This is a genomic window from Cupriavidus sp. BIC8F, assembly GCF_032465815.1.
GTDB lineage: Bacteria > Pseudomonadota > Gammaproteobacteria > Burkholderiales > Burkholderiaceae > Cupriavidus > Cupriavidus necator.
Genome location: NZ_CP136094.1, coordinates 3,451,685 through 3,468,884, shown reverse-complemented (window position 1 = coordinate 3,468,884; position 17,200 = coordinate 3,451,685). Strand labels below are relative to the sequence as shown.

The 17,200-nt window shown below is 64.7% G+C and carries 16 protein-coding genes and 2 pseudogenes; 13 read left to right on the top strand and 5 right to left on the bottom strand.

Annotated features, from left to right (window positions below; genetic code table 11):
• Nucleotides 1-63 precede the first annotated feature (63 nt).
• From RS901_RS16025 to RS901_RS16000, 6 genes and pseudogenes are all read left to right on the top strand, one after another.
• A pseudogene (locus tag RS901_RS16025) lies at nt 64-307 on the top strand (LysR substrate-binding domain-containing protein); the annotation flags it as partial.
• 366 nt (nt 308-673) lie between these two features.
• Entirely contained in the window at nt 674-1,309 is a 636-nt protein-coding gene (queE, locus tag RS901_RS16020) for a 7-carboxy-7-deazaguanine synthase (protein ID WP_035816887.1), read from the top strand.
• A 123-nt stretch (nt 1,310-1,432) separates the two neighbouring features.
• Entirely contained in the window at nt 1,433-1,909 is a 477-nt protein-coding gene (locus tag RS901_RS16015; protein ID WP_316149770.1) for a 6-carboxytetrahydropterin synthase, read from the top strand.
• Between the two features lie 9 nt (nt 1,910-1,918).
• Nucleotides 1,919-2,521 (top strand): tRNA adenosine(34) deaminase TadA, encoded by a 603-nt coding sequence (gene tadA / locus RS901_RS16010; RefSeq protein ID WP_316149769.1) that lies wholly within the window; start codon nt 1,919-1,921, stop codon nt 2,519-2,521.
• Nucleotides 2,518-3,477: a muramoyltetrapeptide carboxypeptidase gene (ldcA, locus tag RS901_RS16005; protein WP_316149768.1), complete on the top strand. Its 960-nt coding sequence runs from the start codon at nt 2,518-2,520 to the stop codon at nt 3,475-3,477. Before tadA ends, ldcA begins: the two co-directional genes overlap by 4 nt.
• Nucleotides 3,478-3,751: 274 nt before the next feature.
• Nucleotides 3,752-5,374: an ABC-F family ATPase gene (locus RS901_RS16000; RefSeq protein ID WP_316149767.1), complete on the top strand. Its 1,623-nt coding sequence runs from the start codon at nt 3,752-3,754 to the stop codon at nt 5,372-5,374.
• Nucleotides 5,375-5,420: 46 nt separating this feature from the next.
• On the opposite strand, the gene RS901_RS15995 is transcribed toward RS901_RS16000, so the two are convergent.
• Complete coding sequence (locus tag RS901_RS15995; RefSeq protein ID WP_316149765.1) at nt 5,421-6,050, bottom strand: hypothetical protein; 630 nt, start codon at nt 6,048-6,050, stop codon at nt 5,421-5,423.
• 206 nt (nt 6,051-6,256) lie between these two features.
• Here RS901_RS15995 and RS901_RS15990 point away from each other — a divergent pair, with 206 nt between their 5' ends.
• The 4 genes from RS901_RS15990 to RS901_RS15975 all read left to right on the top strand — a co-directional run bounded on the left by RS901_RS15990 (nt 6,257) and on the right by RS901_RS15975 (nt 11,828).
• Entirely contained in the window at nt 6,257-7,690 is a 1,434-nt protein-coding gene (locus RS901_RS15990) for an aldehyde dehydrogenase family protein (protein ID WP_316149764.1), read from the top strand.
• A gap of 131 nt (nt 7,691-7,821) precedes the next feature.
• Nucleotides 7,822-10,284, top strand: coding sequence for a penicillin acylase family protein (locus RS901_RS15985; protein WP_316149762.1), 2,463 nt, complete (start codon nt 7,822-7,824; stop codon nt 10,282-10,284).
• A gap of 120 nt (nt 10,285-10,404) precedes the next feature.
• Nucleotides 10,405-11,112, top strand: coding sequence for a glutamine amidotransferase (locus RS901_RS15980; RefSeq protein ID WP_316149761.1), 708 nt, complete (start codon nt 10,405-10,407; stop codon nt 11,110-11,112).
• On the top strand, nt 11,109-11,828 hold the full coding sequence (locus RS901_RS15975) for an MOSC domain-containing protein (protein WP_316149760.1): 720 nt from the start codon (nt 11,109-11,111) through the stop codon (nt 11,826-11,828). The genes RS901_RS15980 and RS901_RS15975 overlap by 4 nt, the downstream gene beginning before the upstream one ends.
• Before the next feature lie 11 nt (nt 11,829-11,839).
• Here RS901_RS15975 and RS901_RS15970 read toward each other — a convergent pair whose 3' ends face one another.
• A complete protein-coding gene (locus tag RS901_RS15970) occupies nt 11,840-12,091 on the bottom strand; it encodes a DUF1289 domain-containing protein (protein WP_316149759.1) in 252 nt (83 codons plus the stop codon).
• 168 nt (nt 12,092-12,259) lie between these two features.
• Between RS901_RS15970 and RS901_RS15965 the strand changes: the two genes are divergently transcribed.
• Nucleotides 12,260-12,730, top strand: a complete 471-nt coding sequence (locus tag RS901_RS15965; protein WP_316149758.1) for a PaaI family thioesterase — start codon at nt 12,260-12,262, stop codon at nt 12,728-12,730.
• A gap of 151 nt (nt 12,731-12,881) precedes the next feature.
• Nucleotides 12,882-13,297 (top strand): annotated as a pseudogene (locus RS901_RS15960) (Tn3 family transposase); the annotation flags it as partial.
• Between the two features lie 610 nt (nt 13,298-13,907).
• On the opposite strand, the gene RS901_RS15955 reads toward RS901_RS15960, so the two are convergent.
• Nucleotides 13,908-14,687, bottom strand: coding sequence for an alpha/beta hydrolase (locus tag RS901_RS15955; RefSeq protein WP_316149757.1), 780 nt, complete (start codon nt 14,685-14,687; stop codon nt 13,908-13,910).
• A 121-nt stretch (nt 14,688-14,808) separates the two neighbouring features.
• Between RS901_RS15955 and RS901_RS15950 the strand changes: the two genes are divergently transcribed.
• On the top strand, nt 14,809-15,714 hold the full coding sequence (locus RS901_RS15950; RefSeq protein WP_316149756.1) for a LysR substrate-binding domain-containing protein: 906 nt from the start codon (nt 14,809-14,811) through the stop codon (nt 15,712-15,714).
• 184 nt (nt 15,715-15,898) lie between these two features.
• Here RS901_RS15950 and RS901_RS15945 read toward each other — a convergent pair whose 3' ends face one another.
• Nucleotides 15,899-16,189 (bottom strand): DUF1330 domain-containing protein, encoded by a 291-nt coding sequence (locus RS901_RS15945; protein ID WP_316149754.1) that lies wholly within the window; start codon nt 16,187-16,189, stop codon nt 15,899-15,901.
• 16 nt (nt 16,190-16,205) lie between these two features.
• Entirely contained in the window at nt 16,206-17,111 is a 906-nt protein-coding gene (gene mmsB / locus RS901_RS15940; protein ID WP_316149753.1) for a 3-hydroxyisobutyrate dehydrogenase, read from the bottom strand.
• Nucleotides 17,112-17,200: the final 89 nt, after the last annotated feature.

Genomic DNA, 17,200 nt, shown 5'->3' with positions numbered 1-17,200 from the left:
CCGGTGATCTGCAGAAGATATTTGACTAAAATTCAAGAATGAAGCTGACCCTGCCTGATCGCGCGGCTGCGCGTGGTGGCCAGCCCCGCCTACCTGAAGGGCGCACGGGCGGCCGCGCAGCGTGGCCGACCTGGCCGGGCATGCGCTGCTGGGCTTTACCCAGCCGGAGGGGTTCAACCGCTGGCCCTTGCGTACCGACGACGGCCTGGAGTTGCCGATCCGGCCACATCTGGCGGCATGCAGCGGCGAAACCTTGCGCCACCTGGCCCTGGCCGGCCGGGGGCTGGTGTGCCTGGCGGATTTCATGTCGGCGCGGATTGCCTGTTTCCTCGATTTCCTGGCCGCACACCTGACCGGCGGCGGGGCCGCGTCCCGCCAGCATCTAAGCGAAAACCCTGACCCCTCTGGTATACTTGCAATACGTCCGGACCGGCCGGACGCAGCCTGCGACAGGCCACAGGCGGTTCCTCCGGCAGTGCCCGGAGCCCTGCACGGAATACCCGGTGCACACCGCCCGCGCTGCCAGCCATGCGGCGCCGATCCGGGAGCCCGAGCCCGGATCCGTGATACTTGTTATCCGGCCTTTGCCCAATACCTGTTGAAACCCCGGCCAGCCCAAGGGCGGCCGAATGCCCGTTAACGGTCCAAAAACGGTCCCAGAGAGACCCCACGCATGACTTACGCCGTCAAGGAAATCTTCTATACGCTGCAGGGCGAAGGCGCCAACGCCGGCCGCGCCGCGGTGTTCTGCCGCTTTGCCGGCTGCAACCTGTGGAGCGGCCGTGAAGACGACCGCGCCAGCGCGGTGTGCCAGTTCTGCGATACGGATTTCGTCGGCACCGATGGCACCCGCGGCGGCAAGTACCGCACGGCCGAAGAGCTGGCCGCGGTGGTCGCGTCGGAATGGCCACAGGGCGCCGGCGGCCAGCCGCTGGTGGTCTGCACGGGGGGCGAGCCGTTGCTGCAGCTCGACGCGCCGCTGATCGACGCGCTGCATGCGCAGGGCTTCGAGATCGCGATCGAAACCAACGGCACCATCGCCGTGCCGCCGGGGATCGACTGGGTCTGCGTCAGCCCCAAGATGGGCTCGGAACTGGTGGTCACGCGTGGTGACGAGCTGAAAGTCGTGATCCCGCAAGAGGGCCAGGACTTTGCCGCATACGAGCAGCTTGATTTCCGCCATTTCCTGGTGCAGGCCATGGATGGCCCGCTGGCGAGGGAAAATACCGCCGCCGCGGTGGCGTTCTGCCAGCGTCATCCGCGCTGGCGGCTGTCGCTGCAGACCCACAAGCTGCTGGGCATCCGCTGAGCGGCGCGGCATCCACGGTATCGACAGGTCGCCCAACGGGCGGCAAAACGTACACAATACAGGCTTCGGACGCGCGCGCAGTGTCCGTTCCAACGCAGGCGGCCGGCACCGGCGCCGGTACACATGAGCAAACAAGTTTCCATTACCCGCCGGCTGGAGTTCGACTCCGGCCACCGCATCCCGAACCACTGCGGCCAGTGCCGCAATATCCACGGCCACCGCTACCGGCTGGACTTGACCCTGTCGGGCGAGGTCCTGCACCGCGAGGGCGCGTCGGATGACGGCATGATCCTGGACTTCGGCGACATCAAGGCGCTCGCCAACGAGCACCTGGTCAACAAGTGGGACCATGCCTTCCTGGTCTACCGTGGCGACACCGCGCTGCTGAACTTCCTGCAATCGATGGAAGGACACAAGACCGTGGTGCTGGACGCGATCCCGACGGTCGAGAACCTGGCCCAGGTCGCGTTCGACATCCTGGCGCCGGTGTTCAAGGACTGCTTCGGCCACCACCTGCAGCTGACCAGGCTGGTGCTGTTCGAAACGCCCAACTGCTGGGCGGAAGTGAGCGCGCCCGCCGTGCTGCCGGCGCAGGACTGAGCGGGGACGATGACAGAGACGCCACCGCTGCCGATGCGCGCGCTGCGCGCCCTGCCTGAAGACCCGGCCGAGGCTGCCGAGCGCGATGCGCGCTACATGCGCGCCGCGCTGGAAGAAGCCCGCCTGGCCGAAGCCGCCGGCGAAGTGCCGGTGGGCGCGGTGGTGGTCTGGAACGACACCATCATCGCGCGCGGCCACAACCTGCCGATCCGCTCAGTGGACCCGTCCGCCCATGCCGAGATGCAGGCGCTGCGCGCCGCCGCCCAGGTGATCGGCAACTACCGCATGCCCGAGTGCGAGCTGTACGTGACGCTGGAACCGTGCGTCATGTGCAGCGGCGCGATCCTGCACGCGCGGCTGCGCCACGTGGTGTTCGGTGCAACCGACCCCAAGACCGGCGCCGCCGGCAGCGTGCTCAACCTGTTCGAGCAGGCGCAGCTCAACCACCAGACCACCATTGCCGGCGGGGTGCTGGCCGACACCTGCGGCCAGATGCTGAAGGATTTCTTCGGCGCGCGCCGCCGGGCCCAGAAAGCCGCGCAGAAGGCGGCACAGCAGGACGCCGCCGCGCCTGTCACCGATCCCGACAAGAACAACGACACCGAAGCATGAGCACGCCGAACAGCAGGCCGCCGCATACCGAAGTCCGACTGATCGCCTCGTCCGGGTATCCGCACGACGTCGCCATCGCCGCGCGCGGGTGTGCCTGGCTCAAGCATCATGGCTACCACATGACCAACCCCGACGTGCTGGCGCGGCGCTACCTGCGCTTTGGCGGCACGGATGCGGAGCGGCTGGCCGATCTGCATGCCATCGGCACTGGCGCGCCGCGCGAGCTGACGCTGGCGGTGCGCGGCGGCTATGGCATCGCGCGGCTGCTGGCGCAAGTCGATTTTGCCCGCATCGCCGCGCAGGCCAGCGCCAGCGGCACGCCCATCGTCGGCCACAGCGACTTCACCGCGTTCCAGCTGGCCTACCTGGCGGCGACGGGTGGCGTCACCTTTGCCGGGCCGATGCTGCTGGCGGATTTTGGTGCCGAGGTGGTGGATCCCTTCATGTGGGAGCATTTCGAAGGCATCTTGCGCAACCCTGCGTACAGCGTCGACGTGGCCGCGCCGCAGCCGGGCGGCCAACCGTTTTCCGGCAGCGTGGAAGGCACGCTCTGGGGCGGCAACCTGGCCATGCTGTGCAGCCTGCTGGGCACGCCTTTCATGCCGCAGGTGGGGGGCGGGGTGCTGTTCCTGGAAGACATCAACGAGCCGCCGTACCGGGTGGAGCGCATGCTGATCCAGTTGCAGCAGGCCGGCGTGCTGGGCGCGCAACGTGCCATCGTGCTGGGCGATTTCTCCAATTACCGCGTCACCGACTACGACAACGGCTACGACATGGACGCCGTGGTGGCCTACCTGCGAGAACAGTTGCCGGTGCCAGTGCTGACCGGGCTGCCGTTCGGCCACTGCGCGCGCAAGCTGACGCTGCCGGTCGGCGCGCAGGTGCGGCTGGCCGCACGTGCGGATGGCTTCAGCATGGCGTTTTCCGGCTATCCGGTGCTGCCGGCACTGGCCTGACCGGCCGCATCGTCCGATGCCGCGCATCCGGGTCGCAAAGAATGCGTCCGGATGATAGAATATGCGGTTATTTCCTGACTTCCTGCCGGGTTCTCACATGAACCGGGCGCGGCCCGTGCCGCATCGCCAGCCATGGCCGCCGGAGTACTCCGGGCCAGCGCGATGCATCTCCGGCAAGGCCCGTCCCTAAGCGGCATGGGGTGCGCCTCGTGTGCAAAACCGGCAAGCCGCGGCCAGCGCCGCGGCGCCACAATCTCCAGACAAGGTTCAAGACGTGCTTTCTACCGCAAACATCACCATGCAGTTCGGCCCCAAGCCGTTGTTCGAGAATATCTCGGTCAAGTTCGGCGAGGGCAACCGCTACGGCCTGATCGGCGCGAACGGTTGCGGCAAGTCCACCTTCATGAAGATCCTGGGCAGTGACCTGGAACCGTCGTCGGGCAACGTCATGCTGGAGCCGGGCGTGCGCCTGGGCAAGCTGCGCCAGGACCAGTTCGCCTATGAAGACATGCGCGTGCTGGACGTGGTGATGATGGGCCACACCGAGATGTGGGGCGCCGCGCAGGAGCGCGACGCCATCTACGCCAACCCGGAAGCGACCGACGAAGACTACATGAAGGCCGCCGAGCTGGAGGCCAAGTACGCCGAATACGACGGCTACACCGCCGAGGCCCGCGCCGGCGAACTGCTGCTGGGCGTGGGCATCCCCACCACCCAGCACCAGGGCAACATGAGCGACGTGGCCCCGGGCTGGAAGCTGCGCGTGCTGCTGGCGCAGGCACTGTTCTCGAACCCGGACGTGCTGCTGCTGGACGAACCGACCAACAACCTGGACATCAACACGATCCGCTGGCTGGAGACCGTGCTCAACGAGCGCAATTCCACCATGATCATCATCTCCCACGATCGCCACTTCCTGAACTCGGTCTGCACCCACATGGCCGACATGGACTACGGCACGCTCAAGGTCTACCCGGGCAACTACGACGACTACCTGGAAGCCTCGATGCAGGCCCGCGAGCGCCAGGTATCCGCCAACGCGCGCGCCAAGGAGCGCATCAGCGAGCTGCAGGACTTCGTGCGCCGCTTCTCGGCCAACAAGTCCAAGGCCCGCCAGGCCACGTCGCGCGCCAAGCAGATCGAGAAGATCAAGGTCGACGACATCAAGCCGTCGTCGCGCCAGAACCCGTTCATCCGCTTCGAGTTCGAGAAGAAGCTGCACAACCTGGCCGTGGAAGTGGAGAGCATCACCAAGACCTACGACCGCAAGATCGTCGACGGCCTGTCGCTGGCGATCCAGGCCGGCGAGCGCGTGGCGATCATCGGCGAAAACGGCGCCGGCAAGACCACGCTGCTGCGCAGCCTGCTCAACGGCGCGGTGCAGACCGGCGTGCAGCGCGGCGTGGAAGTGGACCGCGGCACGGTCAAGTGGGCCGAGAACGCCAACGTAGGCTACATGCCGCAGGATACCTACGAGGAATTTCCGGACAACCGCGACGTGATGGACTGGATGAGCCAGTGGACGCAGGCCGGCGACGACGAGACCTCGCTGCGCGGCACGCTGGGCCGCCTGCTGTTCTCGGCCGACGACATCAGGAAGTCGGTCAAGGTGCTGTCCGGCGGCGAGAAGGGCCGCATGATCTGGGGCAAGCTGATGCTGGGCCGCCACAACGTGCTGGCCATGGACGAGCCGACCAACCACATGGACATGGAGTCGATCGAATCCCTGCAGATCGCGCTGGACAAGTTCACGGGCACGCTGATCTTCGTTTCGCACGACCGCGAGCTGATCAGCGGGCTGGCGACGCGCGTGATCGAAGTGCGCACGGATGGCACGCTGACGGACTACCTCGGTACGTATGACGAGTACCTGCAGTCGCAGGGTATCGACGGCTGAGCGTCGGGACGTTGATGATGCAGGAAGGCCGCCTCCGGGCGGCCTTTTACATTGCTGCGCCGGAATGCCAGCCGGCGGCGATGCGATCGGCGATCTGGTCGAGCTGGCTCGTGATGGCACGCGCGGTGATGTCGCCCTTGGCCTTGAGCAGCGCCGCATGCAGCGGTTCGCGCAGCGCCAGCAGCGCGGGCAGGTCGGTGGCCTTTTCGACCTTCACCTGGAGCATGTAGCCGCGCAGGCCGAGATGCTGCCCGATCACGTCGGTATAGAAGTGATACAGGCTCTCGAAGGCCGCGATGTCCGCGGGGGAATGTACCGCGGTATCGGCCGGTTGCGGCGCTTCCGGCACCTCGGTGGCGGGCGCGTGCCGCATTGCATATACGGAGAACATGTTGGTGTCGGCAGCAGGGGTGACACGCGCCGGTGCCCGCGTCTGCGTCACTGCAGCGGGCGGTTGTGCCGGCTCCGGGACGGCTTCGACCAGGCCTTGTGCCACCAGTGTGTCCATGGCCTCGGGGGCCACCCCCATCCCGGCTACCTGCGCCAGCAATTCCTGCCCGCGGCGCTCGCCGTTGACCATCAGCAGCAGCGCGCGCAGCTTGTGGTCAAGCTTGCGCGCACGCGTCCGGATCTCGTCCTGTCCCGCATCCGTCTTGCGGTAGATCGGATCGACCATGTCTCACCCCTTGTTATGTCCGGCCCCCTTTGGCGAGAGTCCCCGTCAGGTGGTGCGGCCGATTATCGCCATCTTCTTGTCCAGAGCGGTATGCGCGGCTTTCCGCGGCGCAAAAACATAGTCCCGAATCCGCTCTACAATGTGCGTGCACCATAAAAGTAACAAAAAATTGCAATCGCCAATTCACCAAACCGAGAACTGTGGCCATGCAACAACGAGACAAACTCTTTATTAACGGCAAGTGGGTCGCTCCCCACGGCAACGGCAAGATCGACGTCATCCACTCCGCCACCGAGGCGGTGATGGGCACCATCCCCGAAGGCTCGGCGCGCGACGCCGAGGATGCCATCCAGGCGGCGCGCGCGGCCTTCGACAACTGGTCGGCCACGCCGCCGGCGGTGCGTGCCGGCTATATCACCAAGATCGCTGAAGGCCTGAAGGCGCGCAGCGAAGAGCTGGCCCAGCTGATCGCCGGCGAAGTCGGCATGCCGATCAAGCTGGCGCGCGCGATCCAGGTGGGCGGGCCGGTCTACAACTGGGGCCAGGCCGCCAAGCTGCTGGACGGTTTCCACTTCGAGGAAGAGGTCGGCAACTCCCTGGTGGTGCGCGAGCCCGTGGGCGTGGTGGGTGCCATTACTCCGTGGAACTACCCGCTCAACCAGATCACGCTGAAAGTGGCGCCGGCCCTGGCCGCTGGCTGCACCGTGGTGCTCAAGCCCTCCGAGGTGGCACCGCTCAATGCCTTCGTGCTGGCCGAGGTGATCGAGGCCGCCGGCCTGCCGCCGGGCGTGTTCAACCTGGTGACCGGCTATGGCCCGGTGGTGGGCGAGGTGCTGGCCAGCCACCCGGAAGTCGACATGGTGTCGTTCACGGGTTCGACCCGTGCCGGCAAGCGCGTGTCGGAACTGGGCTCGCAGACCGTCAAGCGCGTGGCGCTGGAGCTGGGCGGCAAGTCCGCTTCGGTGATCCTGGACGACGCCGACCTGCCGTCGGCGGTGAAGGGCACCATCAATGCCTGCTTCCTGAATTCCGGCCAGACCTGCTCGGCGCACACCCGCATGCTGGTGCCGCGGGCCCGTTACGATGAAGTGAAGGCGATCGCGCAGAAGGTGGTCGAGGGCTTTACCGTGGGCGATCCGCTGCAGGAAACCAGCAAGCTGGGACCGCTGATTTCCGCGGTGCAGAAGGACCGTGTGACCGGCTATATCCGCCGGGGCCTGGACGAGGGTGCCGAACTGGTGGCTGGCGGTCCGGACACCCCGGAAGGGCTGGACAAGGGCTTCTACGTCAAGCCGACCGTGCTCGGCAACGTGGAGCCGCGTGCCACTGTGGCGCAGGAAGAGATCTTCGGGCCGGTGCTGTCGATCATCTGCTATGACACCGAGGAAGACGCGGTGCGCATCGCCAATGACAGCATCTATGGCCTGGGCGGCGGGGTCTGGTCCGGTGACGAGGCACGCGCGATCCGCGTGGCGCGCCGTATTCGCACGGGACAGGTCGATATCAACGGCGGTCCGTTCAACATGCAGGCGCCGTTCGGCGGCTACAAGCAGTCCGGCAACGGGCGCGAAGCGGGCAAGTACGGCCTGGAGGAATTCCTGGAGTACAAGTCGCTGCAGCTCAAGAAGCCGGCCGCCTGACGAGGCATTGGTGCAACATGGGAAATGCCCGGCTGGTCCGGGCATTTTTTCATGGAGATAATCGTGCCGCGGCGCTGCCGGCGGGGCGGCACGAGCAATACAACGACGACAAGGATAAGAGAGGAGCAACGATGCGCTGGTTCGGTCGGCTGGCCAGGTTTGTGGTGGTGCTGCTGGTGCTGGCGGTGGCCGGCGCTGCCGGGGCCCTGGTCTGGTATCGCCATGCGGCGCAGCCGCCGGCTTCCGGCCAGGAAGCGCTGGCGGGTTTGCGCGGCCAGGTCACGGTCGTGCGCGACGGCCATGGCGTGCCGCATATCCGCGCCGCCAGCAAGGCGGACGCCTGGTTTGCGCTGGGCTACGTCCATGCACAGGACCGGCTGTGGCAGATGCAGATGAACAAGCGCGTCGTGGCAGGCCGGCTCGCGGAGATCCTGGGGCCGTCCGCGCTCGATACCGACAAGTTCCTGCGCACGCTGGGCGTGCGGCGCAATGCCGAGGCCATCCTGGCGCAGGCCTCGCCCGAGACCCGTGCCGCGCTGCAGGCCTATGCCGACGGCGTCAATGCCTGGATCGACCATCGCAAGGGCCCGCTGCCGCCTGAATTCCTGCTGCTGCGCGCGCAGCCCGAGCGCTGGGAGCCGGCCGATACGCTGGGCTGGCAGACCATGATGGCCTGGGACCTGGGCGGCAACTGGACCCAGGAAACCCTGCGCATGCGGCTGGCGCAAGTGCTGCCGGTGGCCCGCATCAGCGAGTTGCTGGCGCCGTATCCGGGCGAGCAACCGGTGCGCACCATGGATTACGGCCATCTGTACAAGCAACTGGCACCGCTGGCGAATGCCATGGCCAGCGTCGGCGACAAGGCGCCGCCGGGGTATGTCGAGGGCATGGGCTCGAACAACTGGGTGGTGTCGGGCGCGCATACGCAATCGGGCAAGCCGATGCTGGCCAATGACCCGCATCTCGGGCTGCAGGCGCCAGCGCTGTGGTATTTCGCCAGGATGACGGCGCCCGGCCTGGACGTGACCGGCGCCACGCTGCCCGGCATGCCGCTGGTGGTGCTGGGGCACAACGACCGCATCGCCTGGGGGCTGACCAATACCGCGCCCGACGTGCAGGACCTGTATATCGAACGGCTGCGCCCCGGCAACGACACCCAGTACCAGACCCCGGACGGCTGGGCGGCTTTCGAGACCCGCACCGAGACCATCCGCGTCAAGGGCGCCCCGGACGTGGTGCTGAAGATCCGCGCCACGCGCCACGGCCCGGTGATTTCCGATGTGGCCGAGCCGCTTTCAGCTGCCGCGGGACCGCTGGGCGCGCAGTATGTGGTGGCCTTCCAGTGGACCGCGCTGCGCCCGGACGACCGCACCTTCCAGGCGGGACTGCGGATGAACGAGGCGCGCGACTGGGCCGGCTTCACCGCGGCGCTGCGCGACTTCCATTCGCCGCAGCAGAACATTGTCTATGCCGATGTCGACGGCAATATCGGCTTCTATGCGCCCGGACGCGTGCCGCTGCGCCGGGCCGACAACGACCTCAAGGGGCTGGCGCCGGCGCCCGGCTGGGATGCGCGCTACGACTGGACCGGCTTTATTCCGTTCGAGGCACTGCCGCACCGCTACAACCCGGCCGAAGGCGTGATCGTGACGGCCAACCAGCGCGTCGTTGCGCCGGACTACCCGTACTTCATCACCAGCGAATGGACCGTGCCGTATCGCTTTGACCGGATCCAGTCGCTGCTGGCGGCCACGCCCAGGCACAGCTTCGACAGCTTTGCGGCAATCCAGAAAGACGTGGTCTCGCTGGCCGTGCGCGATGCCTTGCCGCTGCTGCTGGCCGCGCCCGTCAGCCGGGATGCAGCGCGGCCCGAACGCGAACGCGCCTTGCTGGAAGCGCTGCGCAAGTGGGACGGCACCATGGACCCGGCGCGCGCCGAGCCGCTGGTGGTCACCGCCTGGCTGCGCGAGCTGTCGCGGCGGCTGTTCGAGGAAAAAGCGGGCGAGGCGATCTTTGTCCGCCTGTGGGACCAGCGTAACGTGCAGCAGCCCATGCTCAATATCCTGCGCGATCCGCGTACGCTGGGCGCGTTCTGGTGCGACCGGCAGCATACGCGCCCGGCCGAGACCTGCGACGACGCCATCGCAGACGCCTGGACCCAGGCCATGGCGGACCTGTCGCGCCGCTATGGTGACGACGCCGCCCGCTGGCGCTGGGGCGAGGCGCACACCGCCCGCTCCGAGCACAAGCCCTTCGGCAAGGTCGCGTACCTGTCGCCGCTGTTCAACCTGCGCGTGCCGACCGGCGGCGATACCTATACGGTCAATGTCGGCCGGCACAACCTGCGCGACGACAAGGCGCCGTTCGAGAACACCCACGCGGCCAGCGTGCGTGCGCTCTATGACCTGGCGGACCTGGAGGTGTCTCGGTTCATGGACTCCACCGGGCAGTCAGGCAACGCGCTGTTGCCGCGCTACCGCGACTGGACCGGCAAATGGGCGGCGGTCGAGTACGTGACCATCCCGCCCGTGCCATCGCCGCCGCAGCAGGTTGCGCCAGATACGCTGATCCTGGTGCCGGCTGCGACCAAATAGCGCAGGGCATGACATGCCGTGCTAAGAATGCTCGCAATTAGGCGAGATCCTGCCATGGTCTTCGCGGGGCGCAGCAATTGACGCTACCATGGGGACCCCTTTCGACCGGCAGGAGCCCCGATGGCAACGCGTACCACCCATGTGATCCAGCACGTCGCATTCGAACATGCGGGCGTGATCGGCAATGCCTTGCGCGCGCGCGGGCACGCGTTGCAGGTGTTCCAGGCCGGTGTCGATGACCTGGCACCTATCGCGGACAATCCGGCCGACCTGCTGCTGATCCTCGGCGGCCCCATCGGTGTCTATGAAACCGAAGCCTATCCCTGGCTGGAGGCCGAGATCGCCTTGATCCGCCAACGCCTGGCGGCTGGCGGCAAGATGATCGGGGTTTGCCTGGGCGCGCAGCTGATCGCGCGTGCTGCCGGCGCGCGCGTCTACGCGGGCACGCGCGAGATCGGCTGGGCGCCGATTTCGCCCACGCCGGCGGGAAAGGATTCCGCGCTGGCCGAACTGGCCACCGCCCACTGGGAGGTGCTGCACTGGCATGGCGATACCTTCGACCTGCCGCCCGGAGCGCAACTGCTGGCGTCCACCGCCGCGGTACAGAACCAGGCCTATGCCATCGGCAGCCAGGTGCTGGCGCTGCAATTCCACCCTGAGGTCATGCCGCGCGATATCGAGGCCTGGCTGATCGGCCATACCGTCGAGCTGGCCAAGGCCGGCGTCGATCCGCGCACCATCCGCACGCGCACCGCCGAAGTCGGCGCCACCGTGGCGGCCGCGGGCGAGCGCATGTTCGCGCGCTGGCTGGAGGAAGCCGGGCTATGAGCCAGCCGGCATCGCCTGTGCGCGCGGTGATCGGCGCCGTGTTGACGGGACAGGTGCGTCCGTTCGGGCCCAAGGGCGTGCCCAGCGGCATCGCCAAGACCGCGGCTGGCGAGCGGATTCGCGTGACGGCGCTTGGACTTGAAGGAGACGGGCAGGGCGATCCGCGCCATCACGGTGGCCCGGAAAAGGCGCTGCACCACTACGCCTTCGATCATTACCCGGCGTGGCGCGAGGAACTGGCTGCGCAAGGTGCGCAAGGCAACGGTGTGCTCGATGTTGCGGGCGCCTTCGGCGAGAACCTGAGCACCACCGGGCTGACCGAGGCCGCCGTCTGCATCGGCGACCGCTTCCGTCTGGGCACGGCGCTGGTGGAGGTATCGCAGGCCCGCCAGCCATGCTGGAAACTCAATTATCGATTTGGCTATGCCGGCATGTCGCGCGCCGTGCAGCAAAGCCTGCGCACCGGCTGGTACTACCGTGTACTGGAGACTGGCGACGTGGCGGCGGGCGATACGCTGGAACTGGTGGCGCGCCCCTGTCCGCAATGGTCGCTGCAGCGCTTGCTGCAGGTGCTGTATGTCGACCGGCTGGACTATGCCGCGCTCGCGGAAATGTCAGAGCTGGCACCGCTGGCCGTGAACTGGCGCAAGCTTGCCCGGCAGCGCGTGGAACGGCGCGAAATCGAAGATATGGAGCGGCGGCTGGCGGGCGGCTGATCGCCGCAGCCTTAGCCCTGGCGGAACCGCTTCCCCGTGCCTTCGCGGGTAATGCGCTCCCAGACCACCTGTTTTTCCTCTTCGCTGAAGAACACCCAGTTGCTGACCTCGGCCGCGGTGCGGCCGCAGCCCTGGCAGATCTCGTCGAACAGCGTAGAGCAGATGCCGATGCAGGGGCTGTCCGGGCGCTCGGACAGCGTGGAATCCGTGGTGCCGTGGTCCGGTTCGGGGCGGAGCGGGGCGGATTCTGAGGGCGACGGCATGGTGGCGGGAGGGGTTGGGGTGAAACGGCCGGCCATTATATCGGGTACGAGCGACAGGCAGTCGGAATGCCGGGCTGGGCTGGCGAGGATTACGTCTGACGTAATTGAGCTGTGTAGGCCATGCCGTTACGCTGCAGGCATGACTTAAGCCGCTCACAGGAGCCCAGCATGTCCCAAGCCCTCGCCACCTTGCCCCGCCAACACGATCGCCACGCCGCGGTCGACCCCCGCATGCGCATTATGGTCGACAACGTCCTGATTGGCTCCCCCGTGGCGCGCGCCCTCGGCGTGCGGCTGACCAGCCTGGCCCCCGATCATGTCGAGCTGGAGATGCCGTTCCTGCCGACCAACGTGACCCACGGCAGCATCGTGCATGGCGGCGTGATAGCCACGCTGGTCGATATTGCCGGGGCGGCTGCGGCGGCGTCTGGTGCCAGCGCCGATGAGGTGAAGGGTGGGGCGACCAGTTCCCTGTCGATCCAGTACCTCGCGCCGGCCCAGGGCACGGCGCTGCGGGCCGTGGCGATGGTGGTTCGGCGCGGCCGCAGGCAGGTGGTGACGGACGTCTCGGTGTACGCCGCAGTGCCGGATGAGGGTGTGCTGGTGGCCAAGGCGTTGATGAGCAGCGCCATGTTCTAGGATTGTGCGGCGCCCGGTGCACTGCTCAACTAAAACGCAATTAACCGCCATAAATTTACCTCCACATCCAGGCGCGCCAGCACACTGGCGCGATCTGCCAACAGAGACCAGGCTGGATCCTGAAGGAATGCGATGCAGCATGTGCCTGAAACCGATCTTCCTGATCGACTATTTCACCATTCCCGCGTTCCGCCATGAGATGCAGCACGCGTTGAACCGCGGCGAGGCCCTCCATGTGATCCAGCGGGCGATCCATCAGGGCAAGATCCCGGTCGAACTGGCGCGACATGACGCATCGCTGGCGGCCGTGTCGTCGGCCCTGACCTTGCTCTCCAATGCTTTGATGGCCTGGAATACGATGCACATGCAACGTGCGCTGGATGCGATCGGGCCATCGGGGGAGAAAGGATGCGCACCGAAGACCTACGTCAGATCGGCCCGACCCATCTCGACGGCATCAATTTTCGGGGCACCTTCGAGTTTCCGATCGCTCGCTACGCCCACCGGCTCCTGCCAAGCGCGACGGGGCCGGGGGAGCAAGCCCAGCGTCGCATCCAGACTGGTTAGCGCTGCGCAGCCCCCCACTTGCTGCACAATTTGAGAACCCAACAGGGATCTTCGATGCCCTGCGGCAGCGCGGAGATATCGTGCCGGGTATTTGTCGGTGGGATTATTCCGGAGGCGCAGCGGCGCGCCCTGGGGCTAGAAGGCGTCCTCGGCATCTATGGGCCAGGGACGCCGCTAGTCCAGATCGTCACTGAGATTCACGGAGATCGCGATAGCCCTGACAGCGATGGATCACCGTGTCGGGATGCATCTGCATCGACTCGCCGGCGATTAGGGACGCATTCTTCCGCATTCCCGGACACCGCACCACTATTTCGCAGAAGCCGGCTCTCCGGTACTTTCAGCCTTTGAACAGCATGGTTGGCGGGGCGAGCACCTCGTGTCCCGCCGCGCCTGACGGCGCGCGCCGTAAGCAATCTGCCGCATCGTTTTGCTGGTATGCGTCGCCCCGGTCCAAGCTGCAGGGATCAGAGCGCTAGCGCATCGCGCCAGCCCGCCACCTGAGAACCGTCAGGGTAGTCCGACGATCATGCCTGTCATTCTGATGCCTTCATTCTTCTGAACACACGCGACGGCCGACGTATGTCGATCCGAGCGCCTCAACACACTGCTACTTTGACATGTGCGCCGCGGCTGCGAGGATCACTTTCGCGACATCAGATGGCCGGGACAGCTGCGGCACATGCCCGGCCGGCAGGCTCACGACATGAGCCGAGATCTTCTGTGCCATCGCTGTTTGTAGCGCCGGCTGCAGCATGCGGTCTTGCTCGCTCACTACATACCATGAAGGTTTCGTCATCCAGGCAGCGGCAGAAACCCTTTCCTCGAAATTTGTTCCGCGCACGGGACCTTGTGTAGCGGCCATCAGCCTTGCTTGTTCCGTCGTAACGTCTTGGGCGAGGTGTTTCTCAACACCTTCAGGACTGAGGGTCAGAAAACCCTCCTTGTCCGTGACGATATGGTTGAAACCTGAGGGAGTCGGATAGTCCTTGGACATGTCGATCACCGATTGCCCTACTGACGGAGCGAACGCAGCGACGTAGACCAGCGACTTGACCTTCTCATGCTGGCCCGTCTCGGTGATGACGACGCCACCCCACGAGTGTCCCACGAGGACCACCGGACCAGTCTGCATGTCAAGAGCGCGCCGTGTCGCAGCAACGTCGGCGGCCAGAGAGCTCAGCGGATTTTGGACCGACACCACCCGCAGCCCTTTTTCCTGAAGGATCGGAATGATCTTGTTCCACGACGAACCGTCGGCAAATGCGCCATGAACGAGCACGACAGTAGGCTTCTGGACGTCGTCGTTGCTGACCGGTGCAGCAGTCGAGGCCAAGGCAGCAGTTCCCAAAGTCGCCGCAAGGATTGCATTTTTAGAGATGGATTGCATCAGTTTCTCTTCCAGGTTTGAGCTGACCCAGGTCAGCAGGTTTCGACGTGATGAGTGTACGCATGAAACGTTGCGGGTAAAATGATGAAAAAAGACCAAGACAATAAACGGAACGTTTCAAATGGACAGACTGAAATGCATGGAGGTCTTTGTGAGAGCCGTGGAAGCTGGCTCCATCTCCGCTGCTGCCAACGAATTGAACTTGTCGTCGCAGCTCGCGGGTAAGCAGATACGGGCGCTGGAGCAAAGCTTGGGCGTCAAGCTGCTGAACCGCACGACACGCAGTCAGAGCCTGACGGACAGCGGTCAAGTCTTCTACGAGCAGGCGAAGAACATCCTGGCGGAAATGGAGGCGGCCGAATCAATGATTGCGGAGACTCGCTCGAAACCGCGGGGCCGGCTTCGCATCAGCGCGCCGATTACCTTTGGCAGTCACGCGCTTACACCTGAGATCCCGGGGTATCTCAGGCAGCATCCGGACGTCTCCGTGGACCTATGTCTCACCAACCGCACGGTAGACCTGGTGGACGAGGGCTTCGATGTTGTCTTCCGGACTGGGGCGCTCCCAGACAGCTCCTTGCTCGCAAGACCTTTGGCGCCGCATCGTTTGCTCCTGTGCGCGTCACCCGACTATCTGAAGTCAGCGGAACAGCTGCGTACGCCAGAAGATCTTCGACATCATGAATGCCTGGTCTTTTCGCACACGTCGCTTCGCACGCACTGGTCGTTCGACGGGCCCCGCGGGCGCGTGTCCGTGCCGATTAGCGGCAGATTCTCGACCAACAGCGGCGAGGCACTTCGTGCGGCTGCAGTTGCAGGTATGGGTGTACTTCTGCAGCCGCACGAGCTGGTGTCTGAAGAGATCGAGGCCGGGCGGTTAGTAAGACTTTTGCCCGAGTATGAGCCGGCTGCCCGTCCGTTGCATGCACTGTATGCGTCTGACAGACGAATGACGCCGAAGCTGCGGAGTTTTCTGGACTTTGCAGTGCAGAAGTTCGGTGCGAATCGGATGGAGCCTGAAGCGTGAGAGGCTCACGAAAGAAAAAAGTTGAACGAAACGGTATTTCTGCTCGGGGGGGCGACTCTTAACGGTCGGCCGCGGCCGTGGTCCCTCACTCTTGGCGAGTGCTTAGCCTTTTGACTGTCCGCGACACCACAATTGGACTTCTTGGGCCTTCTGCGGCCCGCCCTGAATCGTCGTTCGCCGTCCGTTATTCCGTTCCTTCCATGATCATCAGATCGGCGACAGCCTTACCTTCACGATGAGATTTTGCCGCTTGATATTCTGGCGAGTTATAGCACGCCAATGCAGCTTCCATGCTGTCAAACTCGATCACTACGTTCCTTGGCCGGATTTCCCCCTCCAGATGTTGCGTAAATCCGCCCCTGGCCAGCGGCTTTCCACCATATTTTTCAAAGCTCTCTGTCGCTCCCTTTGCGTAGATGGAATAGGCCTCTGCGTCGAAAATGTCTACATGTGCAACCCAATAAGCTTTGGTCATTTTAGTCAGCCTTTCCTTAATTCTGTTGAGGATTCGGGTAATACAATTTTTGGATACTGGATATGTCAGAAAGCGGATTATCTTCATCCGCCTCGCCATGCAGGGTAAAAAGGTTTCTGGCCAGGGCTCCGAGTGGAACGCTCGCCTGTGAAGCTTGGGCACAGTCCAATGCCAGACCCAGATCCTTGAGCATGAGATTGACCTGGAAGCCACCGTTGTAATCATGGCTTGATGGCACATCTGGCAGGATGCCAGGCCACGGGTTCCAGCGCTCCACCATAAAGTTGCGTCCGCTGCTGTTCCGGATCACATCCGACAGGATGCGAGGTGACAGCCCGTTCCTGACTCCCAGTGCCAGCGCCTCCGCGGTGCCGGTCATCAATACGGCTGCGAGCAAGTTGTTGCAAATTTTCGCCAATTGCCCTGAGCCATGTCCGCCGGCATGGATGACTGTCTTGCCCATTGCGCGAAGTATCGGATTGATCTTTCCTACCGTTCCCGCTTCGCCGCCAACGATAAAGCATAACGTTCCTTCGCGCGCACCCATGATCCCACCGGAAACCGGCGCGTCGACGACTTCGAGGTCATGTCGATTCGCTGCCTCGGCAATCCTTTTTGACGACTCCGGAGCAATGGTGGAGCAGTCAATATAGATTGGCTCACGGTTGGCCTGCTGCAGAATCCCATGCTCGCCGAGGTACGTCGACTCAACGATGCTGCCGTTCGGCAGCATGGTGATCACAACATCCACATCCTGCGAAGCATCGATGGCATGCGCCGACACCGTGGCACCTAATTTTCCGATCGTCTCCAGTGCAACTGGATTTAGATCAAAGACCTTCAAAGCATGGTTAGCCTTGAGCAAATTCGTCGCCATGGGCAGGCCCATATTGCCGAGCCCTATGAAACCAATTACTGACATAAATCTGCCTCCGCTCGTTGAATTTATCGGTTGACAACACTAAGCGACTTTTCGCAATTACGGATAGATGCCGGCATTGCCCCGTCGAG

Bases quoted from the DNA above. Each gene is read 5' to 3' on its own strand.
- RS901_RS15990 (WP_316149764.1), top strand. From the start codon at position 6,257: ATGCAACAACGAGACAAACTCTTTATTAACGGCAAGTGGGTCGCTCCC.
- ldcA (WP_316149768.1), top strand. From the start codon at position 2,518: ATGAGCACGCCGAACAGCAGGCCGCCGCATACCGAAGTCCGACTGATC.
- RS901_RS15965 (WP_316149758.1), top strand. From the start codon at position 12,260: ATGTCCCAAGCCCTCGCCACCTTGCCCCGCCAACACGATCGCCACGCC.
- mmsB (WP_316149753.1), bottom strand. From the start codon at position 17,111: ATGTCAGTAATTGGTTTCATAGGGCTCGGCAATATGGGCCTGCCCATG.
- RS901_RS15995 (WP_316149765.1), bottom strand. From the start codon at position 6,050: ATGGTCGATCCGATCTACCGCAAGACGGATGCGGGACAGGACGAGATC.
- RS901_RS15970 (WP_316149759.1), bottom strand. From the start codon at position 12,091: ATGCCGTCGCCCTCAGAATCCGCCCCGCTCCGCCCCGAACCGGACCAC.
- RS901_RS15975 (WP_316149760.1), top strand. From the start codon at position 11,109: ATGAGCCAGCCGGCATCGCCTGTGCGCGCGGTGATCGGCGCCGTGTTG.
- tadA (WP_316149769.1), top strand. From the start codon at position 1,919: ATGACAGAGACGCCACCGCTGCCGATGCGCGCGCTGCGCGCCCTGCCT.
- RS901_RS15945 (WP_316149754.1), bottom strand. From the start codon at position 16,189: ATGACCAAAGCTTATTGGGTTGCACATGTAGACATTTTCGACGCAGAG.
- RS901_RS15955 (WP_316149757.1), bottom strand. From the start codon at position 14,687: ATGCAATCCATCTCTAAAAATGCAATCCTTGCGGCGACTTTGGGAACT.
- RS901_RS15980 (WP_316149761.1), top strand. From the start codon at position 10,405: ATGGCAACGCGTACCACCCATGTGATCCAGCACGTCGCATTCGAACAT.
- queE (WP_035816887.1), top strand. From the start codon at position 674: ATGACTTACGCCGTCAAGGAAATCTTCTATACGCTGCAGGGCGAAGGC.
- RS901_RS15950 (WP_316149756.1), top strand. From the start codon at position 14,809: ATGGACAGACTGAAATGCATGGAGGTCTTTGTGAGAGCCGTGGAAGCT.
- RS901_RS16015 (WP_316149770.1), top strand. From the start codon at position 1,433: ATGAGCAAACAAGTTTCCATTACCCGCCGGCTGGAGTTCGACTCCGGC.
- RS901_RS15985 (WP_316149762.1), top strand. From the start codon at position 7,822: ATGCGCTGGTTCGGTCGGCTGGCCAGGTTTGTGGTGGTGCTGCTGGTG.